Genomic DNA, 19,940 nt, shown 5'->3' on the forward strand with positions numbered 1-19,940 from the left:
TAACAAACGTTTTAATATTTTACCGGTATCCTATCCCTACTCAAAAAGATATGTGATCCAGTGATTCTATTTCGTAACCTATATTTTCGAGCGCCTTACGCCCCAATCGTTCATTTAACTGTGCCAGGTAAAGACTTGCCGGGGCAACGTGTACCCCGGGAGAATCAATAATTCCTTCGGGAAGGTTAGGCCCTGCATTAAAAGGACGGGGCATCGGTTGACTAGCTCCAATGCAGCCAATCATCCAGTTAGCCGCTCCCGGGGGATTTTGAATAACATAATCCCGTGCTTCGCAATTCCAGGCAATACCCCATCCCATCGACCAGCCATGCCCCGAGCCCATAGAGCCTCGGTTGCGAAAATCAATCCCCCCGTTTTTAGCACGGACATTGTCGTATAGCATCCCGGTTGACCAGCGTTGATGAGATTCTGCCCTCATATTGCCAGCAAAGTCACAATTCAGGATCACAATTGGCCCCGGAATGCCTTTCCCGGTAGCAACAAACCAAACATTATCTGCAATTACTTTACACCTGTGTATTAAAACCTGGCTACCATTGGGTGCAAATTCTGCTGGCTTTGAAGCCCCCTGGTGAGGTGCTTCCCGGCTAACGGTTACATTCTCAACAGTTATCCTTTTGCCTTTGATTCCAACACTGTTCATCGTTTCCTGAATATAAAGGTCTTTTGCCCAGCAATCTTCCCCATTTATCCGCAGCGCAGTAAAATGTGATTTTGTATGAGAAATGGATTGAAGCGGGGAAACAATGTTCAAATGCTCGATTCCCGATTGTTTCACAGGTGACCGGGTCATTCCTTTTTCTACAACTACCCCGGGAGAATTGAGGTAATCCAAATCATATGAATCAGATAATGGAACATCAACAGTGATTTTGTTATCTGAAATTTCAGTAATTCGCCGTTCCGTAATTAAATCGCTCCCAACCGTCAACCAGGTTTGAGGTTTCCCGTCGCGGACAAGGTCATTCATTTGCATGAATTTGACCCAACTTTCAGTTACCGGTTTTCGAATGACTATAAGATCGCCAACCTGAAACAGACTTGCATCTTCAACTGAAAAAGAATTGGCACCGGACGGAACATATTTATTTGAAATTTTGGTATAAACCAAATTGCTCTCTTCCTTTTTAGAATTGTTATGATGAGCACTATTTTCACTGATCGACAATGCATTAAATGGATCACCAGAAAGCCTTAGGGTACTTTTTTCATTACCTGACAAACCACTACCACTTCCCCGGAGAACCACGCCACTTTTTTCAATTGAAATAGTTTTGGAAATAGTATACTCACCAGGTGCTAAAAGAACGGTTCCCCGGAAATCTCCAAATAACGGCATTTCAGAAACTGCATCAATGGCTTTTTGGATATTTTCAGTATCATCATCTCCGGAAGGAGAAACAGTAATTTTAACCGGTAAATCAGGTAACATAACTCCACCGCCCAAGTAACCGGCATGAGAGAAATCCATAATTTGATCGCCAGCAGGCAACCTCTTATAATTCAGTTTTCCGCTATCATTATAAAACACCCATTGACTTGAAATTCGTTCAGAATTCGAGTTCAAATGGCTTTGTCCTTTCGTAACAAAAGAAACAACACTCAAGCCCAGTACTATCGGTAGCAAAATCAGCAAGCTTATCTTTTTCATCCTTGTTTTGTTTGGTTGATCTTAAACAAAAGATTAATCGAGTGCCCCGCTTTTCATTTCCTTTTTAGGACCTTGTGAAATACGGTCCACCACGTTTCCTTTTACTTCAACTTTTATGACACTCGCAATAGCATCAGCTGCCTTCTCAGGAACACTCAACACCAGACCTTCTTTTGTTCCGGTCGTTTCAATTTTCTCTCCATTAGCAAGAAGTTTAGCTGAAACAACCTTGTTATCCAGGCCAGGAACAAGAAGTTTTCCATCAGTTGGCCAATCGAACACCGAAAAGTATAGCGTTGTTTTTCCGCTTTCCTCTTTTTTGGTGCAACGCCCCCAGGACAAAAGACCAAACGGGCTGGCTTGCGTTTTCCAAATTGATTCACCATTAACATCCATCCACTTACCAATTTCGTTCAAGCGCTCTATGGCTTGCTCCGGAAAAGTTCCATCAGGTTTGGGACCAACATTTAACAGGTAGTTTCCACCTTTCGACGTGATATCGATCAGGTTACGGATCAGCAAATCCGTCGACTTCCATTTGTTATCATCGCGCCATCCCCACGAACCATTCATCGTCATACAAGTCTCCCAGTTCTGACCTGCAAGTTCTTCCTGATCCGGGATTTTTTGTTCGGGAGTTTTGGTATCTCCCGGAAAATTTGGGCGTTTCAAACGGTCATTGGTAATAATATTCGGCTGCAGTTCCAATTGTTTCTGAAGTTTCAGGGCTGCTTCATCAGTCATACGTGTTGGGGTATCCCACCAAAGCACGGAAATTTCCCCATAGTTTGATAAAATCTCCCGAACCTGCGGTACAGCAACCTGATCAATGTACTCCTCAAAGGTTGCTGTTTCCTGCACCGGATCCCAATGCCCTTTGTGTTCTTGTGTATAAGCATCGATTTTAGTTGAATCAGGGTTGGGCCAACCTTCTTTCATAACCTTACGCGCAACTGTTCCTCCAGGATTGTTCCAGTCCTGGGCCTGTGAATAATAAAATCCCAATTTGATGCCGTACTTTTTACAAGCCTCTGCCAGCGGTTTCAGCAAGTCTTTTCCATATGCCGTAGCATCTACAACATCCCATTTGCTTGCTTTGCTGTCAAATAATGCAAAGCCATCGTGGTGTTTTGCCGTGATAACCAGATACTTCATTCCCGCATCTTTTGCCATTCTTACCCATGCATCCGGATCATAGTTCACTGGATTAAACTCTTTGGCTCTTTCCTGATACTCGGCAACCGGTATTTTACAGCGGTTCATAATCCACTCTGCACCACCTCTGGCCTGTTCATGACCATGATACTTACCTGCCCATTGTGAATATACACCCCAATGGATGAACATCCCGAATTTAGCTTCATGCCACCATTCCAGACGTTCTTCATCGGAAAGTTTCTTTATTTCTGTTTTTTGAGGTGAACACCCCATTTCCATAATTAGTACGGAAACCATTAGTAGAAAAAATAGTTTTTTCATTTTATAAGTAGTTAATCAGTTTTTAAATAATTATTTTAATTAAAATATCATACTCAAAAGAATACTTCTTTGTGTATATTCAGTGGTCAACCTCGCAAAATAGCAGCCCGGATTTAGGGTTCTATCCTTTCCTGGCACCCACTTTACCTCATATTCCCCTGCCTGCTGTACCTTGTCAACTATCACGTCAACTTCACATCCCTGTTGATTGTAAACCACCAGTTTTACTTCCGTTTGAAATGGGATAGAATAAGTGATTTTTGTTTGTTCGATGAACGGATTCGGATAACTGAACAGCTCCAAAGCTTTTCGTTCCGGGAAGGGGGTCACCCCCGTTATTGTTTCTGATTCGGCATAATCTGAATTTCCAAGCGTATTTTCGGCACGTACCCGGTAAACCGTATTTTCAGAAGGAGCACCTTTTACAACCCAGTATTCAGTTCCGGCCGGAGAACAAGAAAGATAGTGCCAACTGGTTCCTCCATCCATGGAAACATCAATCCGGAACTGGTCTTCGTTATTCGAATTATCCTTCCATGAAAGAACCGGCTCTCCGCTTCCATTCTTTGTTAAAGTAACTTGAGAAGGAGCGCCCGGAGAGGTAAATGTGGTTCCTTCTGTTAATGAGAAATCAGCAAGAAGTACCTGTTCATCACGCCAATAGGAAAGACTGTTAAGGCTCCGGTAAATTCCAAATTTTGGACGAATGAATGTAGATCCTTCCCGCCAAAGGTCAAGCGCATTGCTTTCATATTCAAATAAAACGACATCATCTTTTACACGTCGCAGTACAAGGTGATATTCGCCCGGATCACTGTAAACTACCCTTTCTATAGCTTCGATCCATTCCCCTTTAAATGGGTTTAAATCAACCTGTTTTAAGGTTCCCCGCCCCGGCACACCAGATGAGGGAGTGTAGATTAATTGAAGTTTGTCGGGGCTGCCATATCTCGGGGTAATTGTGATGATAGGTGCCCCGGCATCAGGCCCGTCGCCGGCCTTCAACTGGTGGATATGACAAAAATTGGGCGAAGGCTGAAAATCTTTATCCAGCTTAAATTTCCAGCGATAGTAATGGGTTTCTTCATGCCCCGCTTTTATATTTTCTGGTGAGGGACCATAAGTTTTTATTTCAAGCCGCTGACGGTCAACCCGCTTTTCCCTGTCACCATCTATGTCCTTGTGCATCGTAAAAACGAAAACGTACTTATTCAAATCATTGTCCCATTTTTGTGTGATATGTTTAACTCCGGTATGGAGCGAAGTCTCTTCAATGCCATACCCTTTAGATTTTATAAGACTATATGCATCCTGGTCGTTGTTGGCATCAAGGAAAACCTGTGCTGTTGTGTTCTGTAAAGCGAAGGTCAATAATATAAGAGTAAGGTCAAAAACTTTAGATAATTGATTCATTTTCATGAGAAGGATATTCATTATTTTTCAGAGTTTATCTCCACCTCAAAGAGTTTCATTAAGCTCTCTCCCGAAACCTGTTCCGGTTTGATGGTCAACAATTGCCTACCCACAGGAATGCTACAAGAACCAATGGCTACCGACCTTATTTCTGTTTTGTCTGAAGGCTCTATTTCCAGTGGGAACTCGTTTCCCGCAACTAAAACCCTAACTTTTCCACCAGAATTTTTATCTACCAGAAACCGCATCTTCAAACATGCATTTATGGGTTGGTCCAACCTGAAATCCCAACTGACCGACTGCTCCGTTTTTGTCCACCCGTCTACATAATATCTATCTTTCTTCCCGTCGCCATACCGGAAACCAGCACCTTGCAGTTTCGCATCAAAAGCCAGCAGCCGGTTATTTGTTTCTGCTGATAATAGCCGGACAGAATCAGTTTCAAATTGATGCCCCATTTCCAGCACAACCACTGAATTCTCTTTGTTGGCCGGAATTTTTGGCAGATTGATTTCGAGTTCCGGTGCTTCCATCCTTTTCACCTGAAGTTCTTTTTGCGAAGGATCTTTTAATAACCAGGCTTTCTTAGGAGCAGTTTTCAACCCGCCAACAACCAGTTTCCCATTCGCAGGCCAGTCGAATACGTGCAAATACAATCGATTGCCCTTTTGGGTACAAACACCCCACGACTGGAGCGGAAGCGGCGATTTTTGCGTTCCATAAATACTTTCCCCGTTGACTTTCATCCACTGCCCGATGCCCCTTAAGATTTTCAGGTCACGCGAATCGATTTTCCCGTTTCCCATTGGACCAATATTCATCAGCAAATTGCCGCCGCGCGAAGCAGCATTGGCTAAAAGCCGGATGAAGAAAGAAGCTGGTTTATGACTATCATCGAATTTGGAATAGCCGTATGATTCGTTGGTTGTAGGGATGGCTTCCCAATCGCCGGTAACAGGAAAAAACTCTGCCGGACGATCAGCTGTGTTCTGATAATCGCCCATGTTTCCTTCTGCGTAGCGTGCCAAACGCCCATTTACTACCACATTTCGATCTATTTCGCGAATGGCCTGAAGGATACGTATGTTCTCGGAAAGTGGCAATTTATGGGGTGTGTCAAACCAGATAATATCCGGGTGATAGTTGGTCAGTAATTCTTTGATCTGCGGTATCGCTTTTTCATCAACATATTTCACCGCTTTAGGCAATAGCTCCGGATGAACATCATACCAGTAACGACCTCCAAACAGATTCAAATCACCTCCGGGATTATTGTAATCCCAGTCATTGCCTGGTGCATTGGGATCTTCCCAATCGAACGCATGCGAATAGTAAAAACCAAATTTAACTCCATATTTTTTACAGGCTGCGGCCAGGTCTGTCATCGGATCTTTTCCCCATTTAGTCGCATCCACCACGTTATAGTCTGAAACATCCGAATCAAACATGGCAAACCCATCATGATGCTTTGCTGTAATAACGAAGTATATCATTCCTGCATCGCGAGCTGTTCGAATCCATTCATCAGCATTAAAATCAACCGGGTTAAATGGTTTTACTACTTCCTCCTTATACTTTGCCAACGGAATTTTTTCTTTTCGCATAAGATGCTCAGAATAGCCACTCACTTTTTTGCCCTTCCATTCTCCTCCAGGGCCAGAGTAAACACCCCAATGCACAAACATGCCGAAACGGGCATCGCGCCACCATTCAATCCGCTCCTCATGGCTCCTCATCGATTGAGTCCACCAGCCGCCTTTTGCTTCGTCAATCGCTTGTTGGTCCCTTTTTTTTGCTGCGTTCATCATGTTGGCATCTTCATCGCCTTGCCCCTGTGCAAATAATGGTAAACAGAAAAACATTAGAACTAATAATATAGTTAGTTGTTTTTGCATCTGAATTAATTTCAAAAAGTAAAAAATTGTTGTTTAACCTGTCACTGCAAGTAAAGAAGCAACCGTGCAAAATTACAGGCTGCTTCTTATTACTACCTCTCCTCTCAATGACCTCTTGTCAATCTATTTAGCGTGTTGTCATTTCCACCCAGCTCACCTTACCAATATTATCAGGTTTACCTTTGTCGGCTTTCGAAATGGTGGTTTTAATTTTCCCAGATGAAGATCGTTCAATTTTCAATTCCCTCCATGAATAATCACCTTTTTCATAGTTGAAAGTTTCGCCGTCATCATCATACAACCGATAAGTACCGTCTTTTGTCCCGTAATGACGGATTTCCAAATCAATCCTTTCCCCAGCTTTGGGCGCCCGTAATTGAGCTTTCATCATTGGAATGATTGCCCCGTCTTTAACAAAAACCGGAATACGACTCAAGCCAGGCTCAACGGTAATCACCTCTCCATCGCCAACATATTGACCCGTATAAAAGTCAAACCATTTCCCTTGTGGCAGAACTACTTTCCGGTTGATTTCGCCGGCAAACATGGGTGCTATTAACATATACTCACCAGCCATATATTGGTCTTTTATTTCTTTTCGGACTGCTTCTGCATAAGGGTTCTCATTTAAATCAACTTTCCCCTCAACTTCTTCTGGATGAATTGAAAAACCGGGTTCAAGATACATGGAACGAAATGGTGGTGTTCCTTCAAAATGATATTTAGCAAATTCGGAATAGAAATACGGAAGTAAGCGCATTCGTAAATCAGCCATAGCTTTCACATCCTTCTCAACTTCAGGAAACGACCAGGGTTTGGTGCCGCTGGCCCAGGCATTGATCATGGCCATCGGCGAAAAACAAACGGATTGGATCCGTCTTAACCATTCTTCAGCCGTTTTTGAACTGCGCGCTTCCGGAGTCCACAACACCCCAGAAAACCCGCTATTACAAAGTGCAGTAATAAAATCGGGGTGACTGTAATAATCATTGTATATGACATAAGGGAGGTTCGAGGCTCCCCCGTTCGATGCCCTAACCAATCCGTAAGTACGTTCATTACACTGATGGTAAATGTCGGCTGTAAGCTTTTGCATCAACACACCAAAAGTCTGGCGCATTTGCTCGCCACTGATCCCAGATGGAAAAGTGGCAACATCCGGCCATAAATAATGATCGTAACCATCTACTTCGTCAATTTTATACCCACTAACACCTAGATCCACCTGGCTCTTTTTCAATTGTTCTCCCAATAAATTGGCAGCCTCAGGAATGTTCACATCCGGAATAGTCCCCAGCCAAACTGTATGGCTGCCATAATACGGTTTTAGTGCATCGTAAACCGGGGATTCCGGGGAAACATACGGATTTGTCCACAAATTCAGACGGATCCCCTGATCTTTCATTTCTTTTATAAATCCCGCCGGATCAGGGAACCGCCCCTTGTCCCATTCAAACGAACAAGGGTAAGCCTTACTTTGCCAGCCTGGTTCCAATCCAATAAAATCAAGCGGAAACTGATGCTCATCAAAAGCCTTGACTTCCGCTTTCACATCATCGGCATTGTATAGTTTTTGCACACGCTGGGTGAAGCCTAATCCCCAGCGCGGCGGCAAACATCCCCCACCGTTAAATAAATTGAATCGACGTACTGCATCTAGGGCTGTTGGCCCTTCAAATACAAAAACCTCGAGCCCTGTGGCTTGAACCGACATTTCAATTGCATCAGAATACGGGCGAGAAGACCATTTTTTGTCCGTGTTGCGGTCGCGCACTTCCGGGAAGTCAGGGCTATCCATCCTTACTGCGGTACCGCACCATACTTTGATGTAGCGGGCTACATTTACAAAAACGCCGTACCCCTGATCTGACACATAGAATGGCACAGGTGCATGCGAGCGTCCGTTGTCTTTCCCACCGTAGTGGTCCATGTGCAATTCAAATACCCTGCCCCGTTGAAATATGCTTTTAAAATTAAGTCCAAATCCAAATACCTGTTCATCTTTCTGCAGGGGAAAACGCAGATAAATTTTTTGATCTTCCGTCCGTCCCATAATTGCACCCTTCTTGAACGGGAATCCGGGCTGGTTCATACTTGTAAGCCCTGGCACCGAGGGTGAGCCTCCGGCAGCTTTCAATAAGTCAAACTTTTCCGGAACCCCTATCGTGGTTTTCCAAACACCGGGAGCTACTTTTTCCCATGAAAGATTTTGTGCAGAGACGGCACCCACAAAAAACAGGAGTATCAACACAAACGCAAACTTTTCATTTCTTTTCATCATCGTTTTTATCACTTTTTAGGTTGGATCTTATATTGTTGCCCGGCTGTTGTTTTCCACTCATAAATAATACCTTCGGGATTATTTAACTCAACAGGATCTGTCTTTGAAGAATTAACAAACGGAATTGTAGTAGCAGGCTGCAATAACGGATTTGAAGAGCCTGATGATAAACTTTTCTCTAATCTGAACCGTTCTCCTGCTATTTCGTCCATCACTTTAACCCGACAATCTCCCTCCAGTTTGGAATGGATGACTGCAGACTGCAAACGGCCTTCTTCCCATTTCAGATCGACCACAAAACCTCCACGGGCAACCAAGCCTTTCACCTCACCAGAGGGCCATTCAGAAGGAAGTGCAGGCAATAACTCAATGTAACCTTCGTGGCTCTGCACCAACATCTCGGCAATACCGGCAGCTCCTCCAAAGTTTCCATCGATCTGAAACGGCGGATGAGCATCAAACAGATTGGCATAAGTTCCACCGCCTCCCATTACTTCCTTTTTCTCACCAATATAAGTCAGGCCGTCTTTCAGGATCTTCAATGCATGATCGCCATCTTTCAAACGGGCCCACCAGTTAATTTTCCAGGCCATTGACCATCCTGTGCTAACATCCCCTCTGTGGATCAGCGATTGTTTAGCTGCACTGGCCAACTCTGGTGTGTTATTAAGAGCAATCTGGTTGCCCGGATACAAACTGAACAGGTGGGAAATATGTCGGTGATTGTCATTCGGATCATCCCAATCCTGAAACCATTCCTGAATTTGCCCATGTTTTCCAATGTGAAATGGATACAGCTTTGGGAAAACAACGGCCAGCCTTTCAGTAAACTCATCCTCTACCCCAATTACCTTAGCTGCCTCCAGACAATGGGCTAACAATTCACGAATAATAGACATATCCATCGTACTGGCTTTTGATATCTCATACGATTTACCATTTAGTTTAAACTTATTTTCAGGTGAAGATGACGGATTGGTTACCCAATAGCCATTTTCGTCCATCACCATCCAGTTAAGAACAAACAGAGCAGCACCTTTCATGAGTGGCCATGCTTCTGTTTTCAAAAATTCCTGATCTCCGGTGTACAGGTAATGTTCCCATACATGCTGGCAAAACCAGGCACCCCCCATTGGCCAGCACGACCAGCGTGGAGCCCCTTTAGTATCCCATGCCCCACCGCCTGTGGGAGATGTTTTGGCCCAAACATCGGAATTGTGGTGAACACACCAGCCTTCATCTATCCCATAGTTGGTTTTTGCAGTAACAGCACCATTTTCAGCCAGATTACTCATAAAATGGAACAAAGGCTGATGGCATTCTGAAAGATTGGTATTCTCGGCTGGCCAATAGTTCATTTCAGTATTGATATTTACAGTGTAATTGCTTCCCCATGGTGGCTGCACATGCTGGTTCCATATACCTTGCAGGTTTGAAGGGATTGCCCCCTTTCTCGAAGAAGAGATCATCAGGTAGCGCCCGTATTGAAAGTAAAGTGCGACCAGCCCATTGTCCGGACGACCTTCATTGTATTTTATCATCCGTTCATCAGTTGGAAGGTCCAACAACTGATTCCCAAGGTTAAGGTCTACTCGCTCAAACAAGTTTGCGTAATCTTCTTTGTGCTTTTGCAGTAGATCAGTATATGTTTTCTTAGTTGTCTGGTACATATTTCCCATAGCCTCGTCTGAAGGATCCTTACCGTTGAATCCCGGAGATTTATCAAAGCCATTGAAACTGGTTGCTTCAGTCATTATTATAACAACTTCGTTCGCCCCCTGCACCCCTATTTCATTTTTTTTCGACTTCAGGTTACCCCCCTTCGTAATCAATTTCAGATCAATTTCAAAGTTCATTCCTTCTCCATCAAAATTATCATATACAACTTGACGAGGTTCAGAATCCCGGTGAGCTACATATTTAGGAGCTTTCCCAATTAATCGAAGATGGTCAAGAGCTAAAACCTGAACCTTGTAGTTTAGCTTTGAAGAGATCAGCGCAGAAAAAGATATTTTCTCTTTTTCTGAAGCAGTCAGACGAATGATCATTGCCTGATCAGGATAACTGATAAATGCCTCGCGTTTGTACTCCACATTCCCTTGTTCAAAGCAAACAGTCGAGACAGCAGTATTTAAATCCAGTTTACGCGAATAGTTTGTGACAATTGTATCCTCATTAAAATCAAAATTCAAAAACAAATCCCCCAACGGAAGGTACCGTGCAGAATAAGGACCATGCATCCCGCGCCATAATGAGGCCGCCTTCCCATATTCGGAATCATCAATGGCCTTCCTGACCTTTTCCAGTATCTCGGGGCCGTTCTTAACATTCCCAGGAACAGGTGCCCCTGACCAAAGACTATGATCGTTCAGTGAATAGTGTTCTTTGGAAATCCCTCCCCAGACCATCGCTCCGGTAGTTCCGTTTCCCAATGGCAAGGCTTCTTCCCAGACCTTTGCTGGTTGATTATACCAAAGTAATAAATCTTGTTTTTTATCCGACAATTTGCAGGAAATTAAAACAGAAAATAATACTAAAAAATATTGTTTTTTCCAGTTCATTTAGTAACGGTATTAAGTTAAGTATACTTCTGCATAATGCTGAACCAAAATTGCTCAATATTTCCTCTTTTTTCTTTAGGAATCAGTTGAAGTTCTTACAAATTTGTGCTATTCTCCACTATTACGAGTAAAATATTTATAAAATGTCGCAAAAGTGAAACATAGCCTAATCAATTCTACTTTTTTGCAATCTGGACCAAACTGGATTAATTTGTATTTTTGGAAAAACTATATCACACCTATGAGATTACGACTTTGGACAACTATTTTCATTTTAGCTTTTTCATATTTATCGTCTTTTTCTGAAAATTCTGAAATGCTATTCCGTAAGATTTCTCCCGACGGCGGTTTTTCTTACGGATTCGTAAACGCGATTGCAGAAGATTCGTATGGTTTTATCTGGTTTGGAACAGATAACGGTCTATTCAAATATGATACCCAGGAAATAACTAGGTTTTTGAAGGATGACAAGCCGGGCTCAATTCCTTCAAACAACATTCTTGCACTATTCTGTTCAAATAAAAAAAAGCTTTGGATTGTTACCGATGAGGGGTTGTGTTACTACGACCAGCATCACGAAAGATTTGTAGCTGAAAATTATATTGAACCGGGGTCCGTTTCCCTAAATTCAAATATTAGGGATATCAAACAAAACAGCAGTGGAGACTATTTCACTCTCCATACAAGAAATGTTTGCCAAATCGATACATTAAATCACAGTTATAAAATAATCCCCATTAAATTTATTAACGGGGATACTCCAAGTACCATCTTTTTTGATCATTCGGATGTTTTATGGGTTGGAACAAACCAAGGTAATATTTTTAAAAGTCCATACCCATATACCAAAATCATTTCTATTACTTCCTTGCGAAATGCATCAATCAGAACTATATGCGAAGATAACAACTCCCTGTGGTTTGGATATGAATGGGGAGGAGTTGATCATTTAACCAGGGATGGAGCCTTGATAGACCACCTGGACCACTCCGACTCAGAAGCAAAAAAATTACCACATAACCGCGTCCGTAAAATTATTAAAAACAGTGATAACAATATCTGGATTGGTACTTATAAAGGCCTCTACATTTTATCCCGAACGGGCTACCGTTTAATCCAGTCTGATATTTACAATGAACTGCCGCACAACAGTATCAAAGAGCTATTTATGGACTCCCACAACGGAATATGGATTGGCACCTGGTCTGGTGGCCTGGCCTATTACAATTCAAACGATAACCGGTTTTTGCATTTCAAAAAGAATTCTGATCCAAATTCAATACAAAGTAATATTATTAGTTCATTTGCAGAAGACGCGGACCAAAAGATTTGGGTTGGGACTGAAGATAATGGACTTCAGTTTTTTGAAAGAGATTTAAAGGAATTCAGAAAATTTAAACTAAAAAAAAGTAACGGATCTGTAACGAATATTAAATGTCTGGCTTTAGGACAGAACGAACAGCTTTGGGTCGGAACATTGTTTGACGGATTGTGGAAAATTGATTTGAAAAGTCTAAGCTACGAGAAAATTGACTTTTTCAAAAGCCTTCAATTAAGAATATACTCACTTCGGGAAATCAACACTGGCCTTTGGATTGGAACATACGGAGATGGATTGTTTTATCTAGATTTTAATTCAAAAGAAATTCAAAGGTTTATCCCCGTATCTGGTGACGATGAATCCATTTCGTCCGGCTATATCAGAACAATCTTATCAGATAACAATGGGGGGTTATGGCTTGGCACTCATAACGGATTAAACTACCTGGCAAAAGGAAGTAGCAAATTTCATCGATATTTTACACAAAATCAAGATAGTCTGATATCCTCAATCAGCAACAACGAAATATATGCACTTTTAGAAGATTCTTCTGGGAAAATCTGGATAGGAACAGCAAACGGACTAAATTCGTTTGAGCCAATTACAAACAAATTCGAAGTCTACAAAAAAGACTCAGGATTATCAGGTGTCAGTATATTCGGCATAGAGGAAGATGCAGAAGCTAATTTGTGGATTAGCACAGAAAATGGAATATCAATTCTGAATCTTAAAGACAAAAGCATCAGAACTTTCGACACAGCAGATGGGTTGCAGGGAAAGCAGTTCAACCCAGGAGCAAGTTTCAAATGCGAAAACGAAGAGTTGCTTTTCGGGGGGCCAAACGGATTCAATATCATTAATCCGACTAGCGTAAAAAAGAATCCGGCCCCATCAAACACAATTATTACAAATCTATTTATTGACAACAAAATTGCCGGAGTAAATGAACCTGATAATAAAATACAGGAATCGATAGTTACTTCAAAGAAGATTGTACTTCAACACCAGCAGAATTCATTAACATTTGAATTCATTTCCACCAATTTTATCCAACCGGAAAAGAATAAATTCAAATATAGGTTAGTAAATTATGACAATAATTGGATTTATTCAGGAAAAGAAAACAAAGCAGTATTTACCAAAATACCTCCAGGACAATACACTTTTGAAGTATTAAGTTCCAACAACAATGGTATCTGGTCATCAACTCCCCGTAAACTGCAAATTGAAATCATACCTCCTATATGGGCGCGATGGTATGCTTTTACCATTTATTTGATTTTATTGATTTTAATATTATGGTACATCCGAAAGGGAATCATTATGAAGCAGTGTCTCAAAAGAGATCTGCTGGTTGAAAAGGTAAAAAATGAAAACGAAGAAAAACTATCAGAGCTTAAAATGAAGTTTTTCACCAATGTGACGCACGAATTCAGAACTCCCCTAACATTGATCATGTCTCCGTTGGATTATATTCTTAGAAAAAATAATTATGAACAAGACACCCAGGAACATTTGGATATAATTAAGCGAAATGCAGTCAGATTAAAAATCTTAATCGATCAAATCATTGACTTTAGAAAACTGGAGCTGGGAAAAACGACCTATTGTCCTGTTAGTCTTGATTTAATTAAATTTTGTTCTGACATCTATTCTTCATTCGGTATTTATGCGAAGGACCGTTCTATTGAATACATATTTCAAGCGCCCAAGCAGGATATGATGGTCTTCGCGGACTCTGACAAAATTGAGAAGATACTTTTTAACCTTCTTTCCAATGCTTTTAAATATACCTCTGACAAGGGGGAAATTGAATTTTCAGTAAAATTATCTCCATCAATAGAAATGAACCGGGATAACGGCTTTTTAACGAATACCGAAATTCAAGGTGAGGGTGTGGAAATTTCGATCCGAAATACCGGAAATCGAATTGAAGAACAAGAGATCCACAAGCTGTTCAATCGTTTCTATTCTGATTCGCGGGGAACAGGAATCGGGCTACACTTATGTAAAGAATATGCCATGCTTCATAACGGTGCTATAGCCGTTTTTTCAAACGACGTCGGCACCATATTCAGTTTAATAATTCCTACAGCCGTTGGCGACATAGAAGAATCAACTGAAGAGCATGAGATCAGTAAAAAGATCTTATATACTGAAAAAAACCAGCGGGAAAGATTGAGGCAAAGTGGCAGTCAGAAAACAATTTTGGTTGCAGAAGACAATCCGGAGTTGCTCAGATATATGAAAAACCTACTAAGGGAGGAATTCAATGTTTTGACTGCTGAGAACGGGATACAAGCCGTTGAAATTGCCAACGAATTGGACCCGCAACTGATCATTTCGGATATCCTCATGCCGGAAATGGATGGGCTTGAATTATGTGATCATTTAAAACAGGACATTCATACAAGCCATATTCCGATTATTTTACTAACCGCACTTTCAGAAAAAGAAAAAAAGATTAACGGATTCAGCCTGGGTGCAGATGCATATATTGAAAAACCATTTGATGATCAAGTACTGCTTGCCCAAATAAAAGGTATATTAAAAACAAGGGAACAACTCCAGCAATGCTTTAAAAAATCATTTGAACAGTGGACAAAAGATAGTATTTTGCTGCCTTTCGACAAGCAATTAATTGAAAAAGCAATAAAAATTACGGAAGAACACCTTCTGGATGAAACTTTCACGGTAGAAAATCTCGCTTCTGAACTAAATTTTAGTCGTAGTTCTTTGCACCGGAAACTTCGGGATCTAACCGACCAATCCGCAACAGAATTCATACGTTCTGTCAGGTTGAACAAAGCGCTGACTTTAATGAAACAAGGAAACTACAATATGGAGGAGGTATCTTACGCCGTCGGGTTTAGTTCCCCTTCTTATTTCTCCCAGAGCTTCAAAAAACACTTTAATAAGTCTCCAAAAGCCTACCTAGAGGAAGTGAGACAATTAGAGAACTGAAAAGCAAAATGCCACAGTTTCACGAAGAGTGTTAGTAAAATACCCCATCAGTAAAACGTGTGGAGCCTTTGTGTAGCTTATTAAGTGTCGTTAATCCTAGCGCCTTCTACTTACAGGGCAAAGCTGTTGAAAACTAAAGAATGAGCGGCTGACCGTGCATGTCTCCTGTATTCTTTTCTGGTCAAGGTAATAATGGCTGGCGTTCTATTTGTTGGTTCCCTCACAAACATCGGTTACATCACCATCTTCGTTAATATACTTTAACAAAGCCGCCAAGCTTTCCGGGTAGCAGGGCCATAAACAGCCTCCATCTATCCACCGTTTTTTACGCCAGAGATGTAGGCAAAAGCGAACACAACGGTACACGACGTTTCCGGCTACGAGTCCGGATCATCAATGACCTGCCTCCACATGCCATGATCAGTCTGATATTTTAACAGCGAAACCATCATCTTCTAATATCCTTCCAAAATCCGCAATCTGGTTGGATTGTCTTTCGGCAGCAACCGAAACAGCTGGTTCATTCCAACGGCCATCCAAATGTCTCCCATAGCCAGATAAGCTTGCGACTAAACAGCCGTAATCATAAACATGTCGTCGATCCACAATCGGGTTTGCCAGGTTAAGCCCATGTTGTAGTATACATACTACTCCGAAGTAACATGCTTCCCTTCGGGCTGTCTCCACTGTTTATCAGCAAGGCCTTTCCCCATATTGAGATATTTCTTTTGACCGGGTTGCATGCATAATTCCAAAGGAGCCGTCCAAAACAGTATAATCAGAATGATCCGAAATCGGTATCAAAGAAGCTTTTTAACCCAGTAGCGGTTCAAGCCGGTCGACCAGTTCTCCTTTCAGCTTTTGGTCGTTGGTTTTCTTTGCAAACGTCAGGGCGCCATACCTGCTACACACTTCCGGATAAGATATTGATTAGACGGATTGGACTATCCAAAATTTTGGTAGGGGCATTCAACAAAAAGTTCTGCTATTTTAATCCAACTTCTTGTAATGAACAGCCTTTTGACCAATGACTGAGGTCAGCTTTTCTGCTTAGCGCAAAACCGGCTGAAACGCAAGCAGTTTTGCAACTTTGAAGAATTTACTTTTCCCTCCTTTTGCGATCCTGTAAAGAAATTCGTAGCCTCAGGTAATATTGTGTAGTGGCTGATTGTCGGCAACAATCTGGAAAAACAGATGACAATTGTCTCCGACCAATTCCTCACTTACCATGATATTTCCCTTCGTATAAAGTTGAGGCATTATCAAGGTGTCAATTCTTAAAATGATATCAAAGTCTCCTGTTTTTTAAGAGATGTAAACTGTAACCGATCATTGGCCCTCAAAAAATCTTTTCCTCCTGCGGTCAGGTCAAACCCATTCTTAACAAATTTGGTAACCTCTTTGAATTTCGGATTTCCAATATCGACAGAAGTAAACTTCTTAAGTTTTATCTGCATTACCCAGGCTAATGATGGGGACACTTTCTCTAAGACCGTGGGATATATTATTCATCCTGCGCACCGGCACCAAAAATAAGCAATACCAGACAAATCGTAAGCCATTCAAGTACATGGATTATTCAAAGAATCACAGAAAGCTGTTTCGATTACTTTTTAATGACAAGCACAGAAATAGCCAGACAGATTAATTTATCCAAACCAAAATTCCTGATATAAAACGGCATCGGATTATTTTTGCCAGTAAATGAACTCTAGAAACCGTAAGTTCCACAACCAGGAGGGTAATAAAAAAGGCCTGGCAATAAATTGCCAAACCCCTTAAATTCTTTATACATACCTTTTGAAAAAGGTATATTTCTTATAATTATTTCGATCTGTTGGCTCCGCGCAAAAACAGTTTCTAGATCAGTCTCTATTTTTTCACTCCCCAATAATTGGCAGTATCCAGTATATCCACTTTTGAGATTGTGAAATCCAGTTTGTCCCCGGCGTACAAAATAACCGACTCTCCTTTTTTCAGATCAATTTGAATTTTGTTATCACCCAACGGAGTTAATTTAAATTCGCGTGAGCCAGCCGCATTTATTTCTCCGTTGAAATCGGCTTTTACAATGCAAGGTTCTTCGGCTAAACTTTCAATCTTCACAAATTGAGTTTTTCCACCAGCTCTTTTTGCGCTCACCAGAAAGGCTCCATCTGCCCTTAAGTTTTCGAAAGCAGCGTCTTTCCAGTTATCAGGCACTGCCGGAAATATCCTGATCGTGTTATTGTAACTGCTCAGGATCATATCCTGAATGGCACGTGCCCCGTACAAAGGCGTTTCGATTACAGGCGCCCCTTCAATATATAAGGTATTGGGCTGTGCCGGAAAACGTTCGTGGTCGAGAGACTTTAGGACAAAATCACGAGCAGCGTTCCCTTCCCCTTTCATGGCTTTCATTGAGGCGGCTGCCAACCAGGAATACCCACGATAGGCCTCGGAATACGACAGCCAGTGAGATAAGGATTGGTCGATAATTGCTCCCTGTTCCGGGTCATCATAGGTATATTCGTAAAATGGATAGATCATAAACAGGTGGGACCAGTGCCGGTGAGAATAGGCAAATTTTTGATTTTCACCTACCATAAAACCTTCTGCCTCATCCATAGGGTACGGAACCAAATTAGCCAGTACATTCTTCACCTGTTCAACTTCTGGGTCTTTGAGATGCAGCCTCTGATCAGCTTCGATCATGGCTCTCAGCATCCATTTGAAAATAGCGAGGTTATAATTGCAATCGGCCGGTGCAGGATAACCATCCCTGGTGTATTCAGGCGAACCAGAGGGTTTCAGGTGATAGTTATTATCCTTTCTTTTTTCAACATAGTGATCCATATAAAACAGGTAGTGCCCTTTAATCAAGGGATACAGCTTGTCTCGTAACAAATCTTCGTCCATAGTTAATCGGTACTGCTCCCAAACATTGTACAGAGCATACCCCAGGTCGCCTACTTCATAGTCCTTAGTAGGGCACGGCCGCTCCAAAGTTATGGGACAGGAACGACCAATAGCATAACGGCCATTACCACCAGCATTGGCTTCCAGATTTTCCCGGTATTTCCACATCCAGTTGATCAATGAACTACCTTCTGTTGCATGATTTGCCACAAAAAATGGAGAATAAGTTAATTGGGTATTCAGGTTCCACCATATTCCAGGCCATTTGGTATCGCGCATATACCATGGTCCGGCCAAATCGATAATAGGGCGGTCTTCTCTGGTTGCCGATGCCATCTTGTACATTTGTATCCAGTAAAAGCTTTCCAGTCGTGAGTTTGGAATTGACAGGAAACTTTTTTGATAGTACTGGTGCCACCAATCGCGATGTGAAGCAACAAAGCTGTTGATCTCCTCTTGTACTGCCCGCTCAACAAGTTCGACGGCTATTTTTTTTGCAGTCGTTCCCGGATATGAATATTGCTCTGTCACATAAACAAGATATTTCCCATTTCCTTTTTCTACAATTTTCCATGCAGTTGCGAACTGACCTACGCCACGTCCATGTGTATTGTACATTTCGTCTTCAGGCATATCCGCCAAGCTCACATTTACCCCTTTCATTTCTTCAATATGCTGTGCCGGATAAGGTGCTGTTTCCTTTTTACCACGCTCCGAAAAACGTGAAGTCTGAATTGTATCGGGATGCCAGCTAAAGTTCATGGTTTCACCTTCAGGTACATTCACTTCAAAAAGAAGCACCTCGTCAATAGCATGCGCTAAAACCTTAAAATCTATCTTCTTTGTCTCATTCGAAAACTGCCCAGAAACTTCTGCATTCCACAAGTTCAACCTCATGGTCCCCTGCCCACCTTCAATACTTTCCAGCCCCAACGAAAAATTCCCGTTAGGCATACGGTATCTACTTGTATAAATTGATGTCCCGTTACGGTGATCATAGGCATCGGTCCGGCTAATTTCAAAAAAAAGGCTGTTTGCTTCCTTCCAAAAAATAGTCCCTAAAATCCCATTTCCCACAAAAGCGCCTTCTGTCCATTTTACCGGCATTTTTTCCCAAACCAAATCATTACGTAAAAGAAAATCGGACCAGTCGACCGCTGATTTTAATTCCGCACCCGATTTCTTTTGACAGGAAGTATTAAATATTCCAATCAAAATTAGCAAAAGTACAAGATGTTGTTTTATAGTCATTTGTTTAAATCTCATTAAGTTATTTTATTTCTATTTCAACGATAAAGAAATCTGAACAAAAAGAAAAGAACTTTAGAAATTCTCCATAGTTCTTTCAAAATTGAACCAGACTTTAACTTTTGTTTCGTTAAACTACATTTTCTAAAATCTGTATTCCACTTAATTACGAACCAATATTTTACAATTTAATGGTTTGCCCTATACT

At 41.6% G+C, this 19,940-nt stretch carries 8 protein-coding genes; 1 reads left to right on the forward strand and 7 read right to left on the reverse strand.

Annotated features, from left to right (window positions below):
• Positions 1–40 precede the first annotated feature (40 nt).
• The 6 genes from LH29_RS10070 to LH29_RS10095 form a co-directional block, all read right to left on the reverse strand.
• Entirely contained in the window at positions 41–1,672 is a 1,632-nt protein-coding gene (locus tag LH29_RS10070) for a pectate lyase family protein (protein WP_052670758.1), read from the reverse strand.
• A gap of 33 nt (positions 1,673–1,705) precedes the next feature.
• The gene (locus LH29_RS10075) at positions 1,706–3,151 is read right to left on the reverse strand and encodes an alpha-L-fucosidase (RefSeq protein ID WP_045029258.1); all 1,446 of its coding nucleotides are present in this window, start codon (positions 3,149–3,151) and stop codon (positions 1,706–1,708) included.
• A 39-nt stretch (positions 3,152–3,190) separates the two neighbouring features.
• Positions 3,191–4,564: a hypothetical protein gene (locus tag LH29_RS23770; protein WP_157493657.1), complete on the reverse strand. Its 1,374-nt coding sequence runs from the start codon at positions 4,562–4,564 to the stop codon at positions 3,191–3,193.
• A 20-nt stretch (positions 4,565–4,584) separates the two neighbouring features.
• Positions 4,585–6,459, reverse strand: a complete 1,875-nt coding sequence (locus LH29_RS10085) for an alpha-L-fucosidase (RefSeq protein ID WP_045029260.1) — start codon at positions 6,457–6,459, stop codon at positions 4,585–4,587.
• A 127-nt stretch (positions 6,460–6,586) separates the two neighbouring features.
• Positions 6,587–8,740 carry a glycoside hydrolase family 31 protein gene (locus LH29_RS10090; protein WP_198152419.1) on the reverse strand — a complete coding sequence of 718 codons (2,154 nt, stop codon included), beginning with the start codon at positions 8,738–8,740 and terminating at the stop codon, positions 6,587–6,589.
• Between the two features lie 8 nt (positions 8,741–8,748).
• The gene (locus LH29_RS10095) at positions 8,749–11,301 is read right to left on the reverse strand and encodes a glycoside hydrolase family 95 protein (RefSeq protein WP_045029263.1); all 2,553 of its coding nucleotides are present in this window, start codon (positions 11,299–11,301) and stop codon (positions 8,749–8,751) included.
• Positions 11,302–11,455: 154 nt separating this feature from the next.
• On the opposite strand from LH29_RS10095, the gene LH29_RS10100 reads away from it, so the two are divergent.
• Complete coding sequence (locus LH29_RS10100; protein ID WP_157493658.1) at positions 11,456–15,586, forward strand: hybrid sensor histidine kinase/response regulator transcription factor; 4,131 nt, start codon at positions 11,456–11,458, stop codon at positions 15,584–15,586.
• A gap of 1,872 nt (positions 15,587–17,458) precedes the next feature.
• Here LH29_RS10100 and LH29_RS10115 read toward each other — a convergent pair.
• Positions 17,459–19,750 carry a glycosyl hydrolase family 95 catalytic domain-containing protein gene (locus LH29_RS10115; RefSeq protein ID WP_157493659.1) on the reverse strand — a complete coding sequence of 764 codons (2,292 nt, stop codon included), beginning with the start codon at positions 19,748–19,750 and terminating at the stop codon, positions 17,459–17,461.
• Between the last annotated feature and the right edge of the window lie 190 nt (positions 19,751–19,940).

Origin of the sequence: Draconibacterium sediminis (assembly GCF_000949475.1) — a bacterium.
Lineage (GTDB): Bacteria > Bacteroidota > Bacteroidia > Bacteroidales > Prolixibacteraceae > Draconibacterium > Draconibacterium sediminis.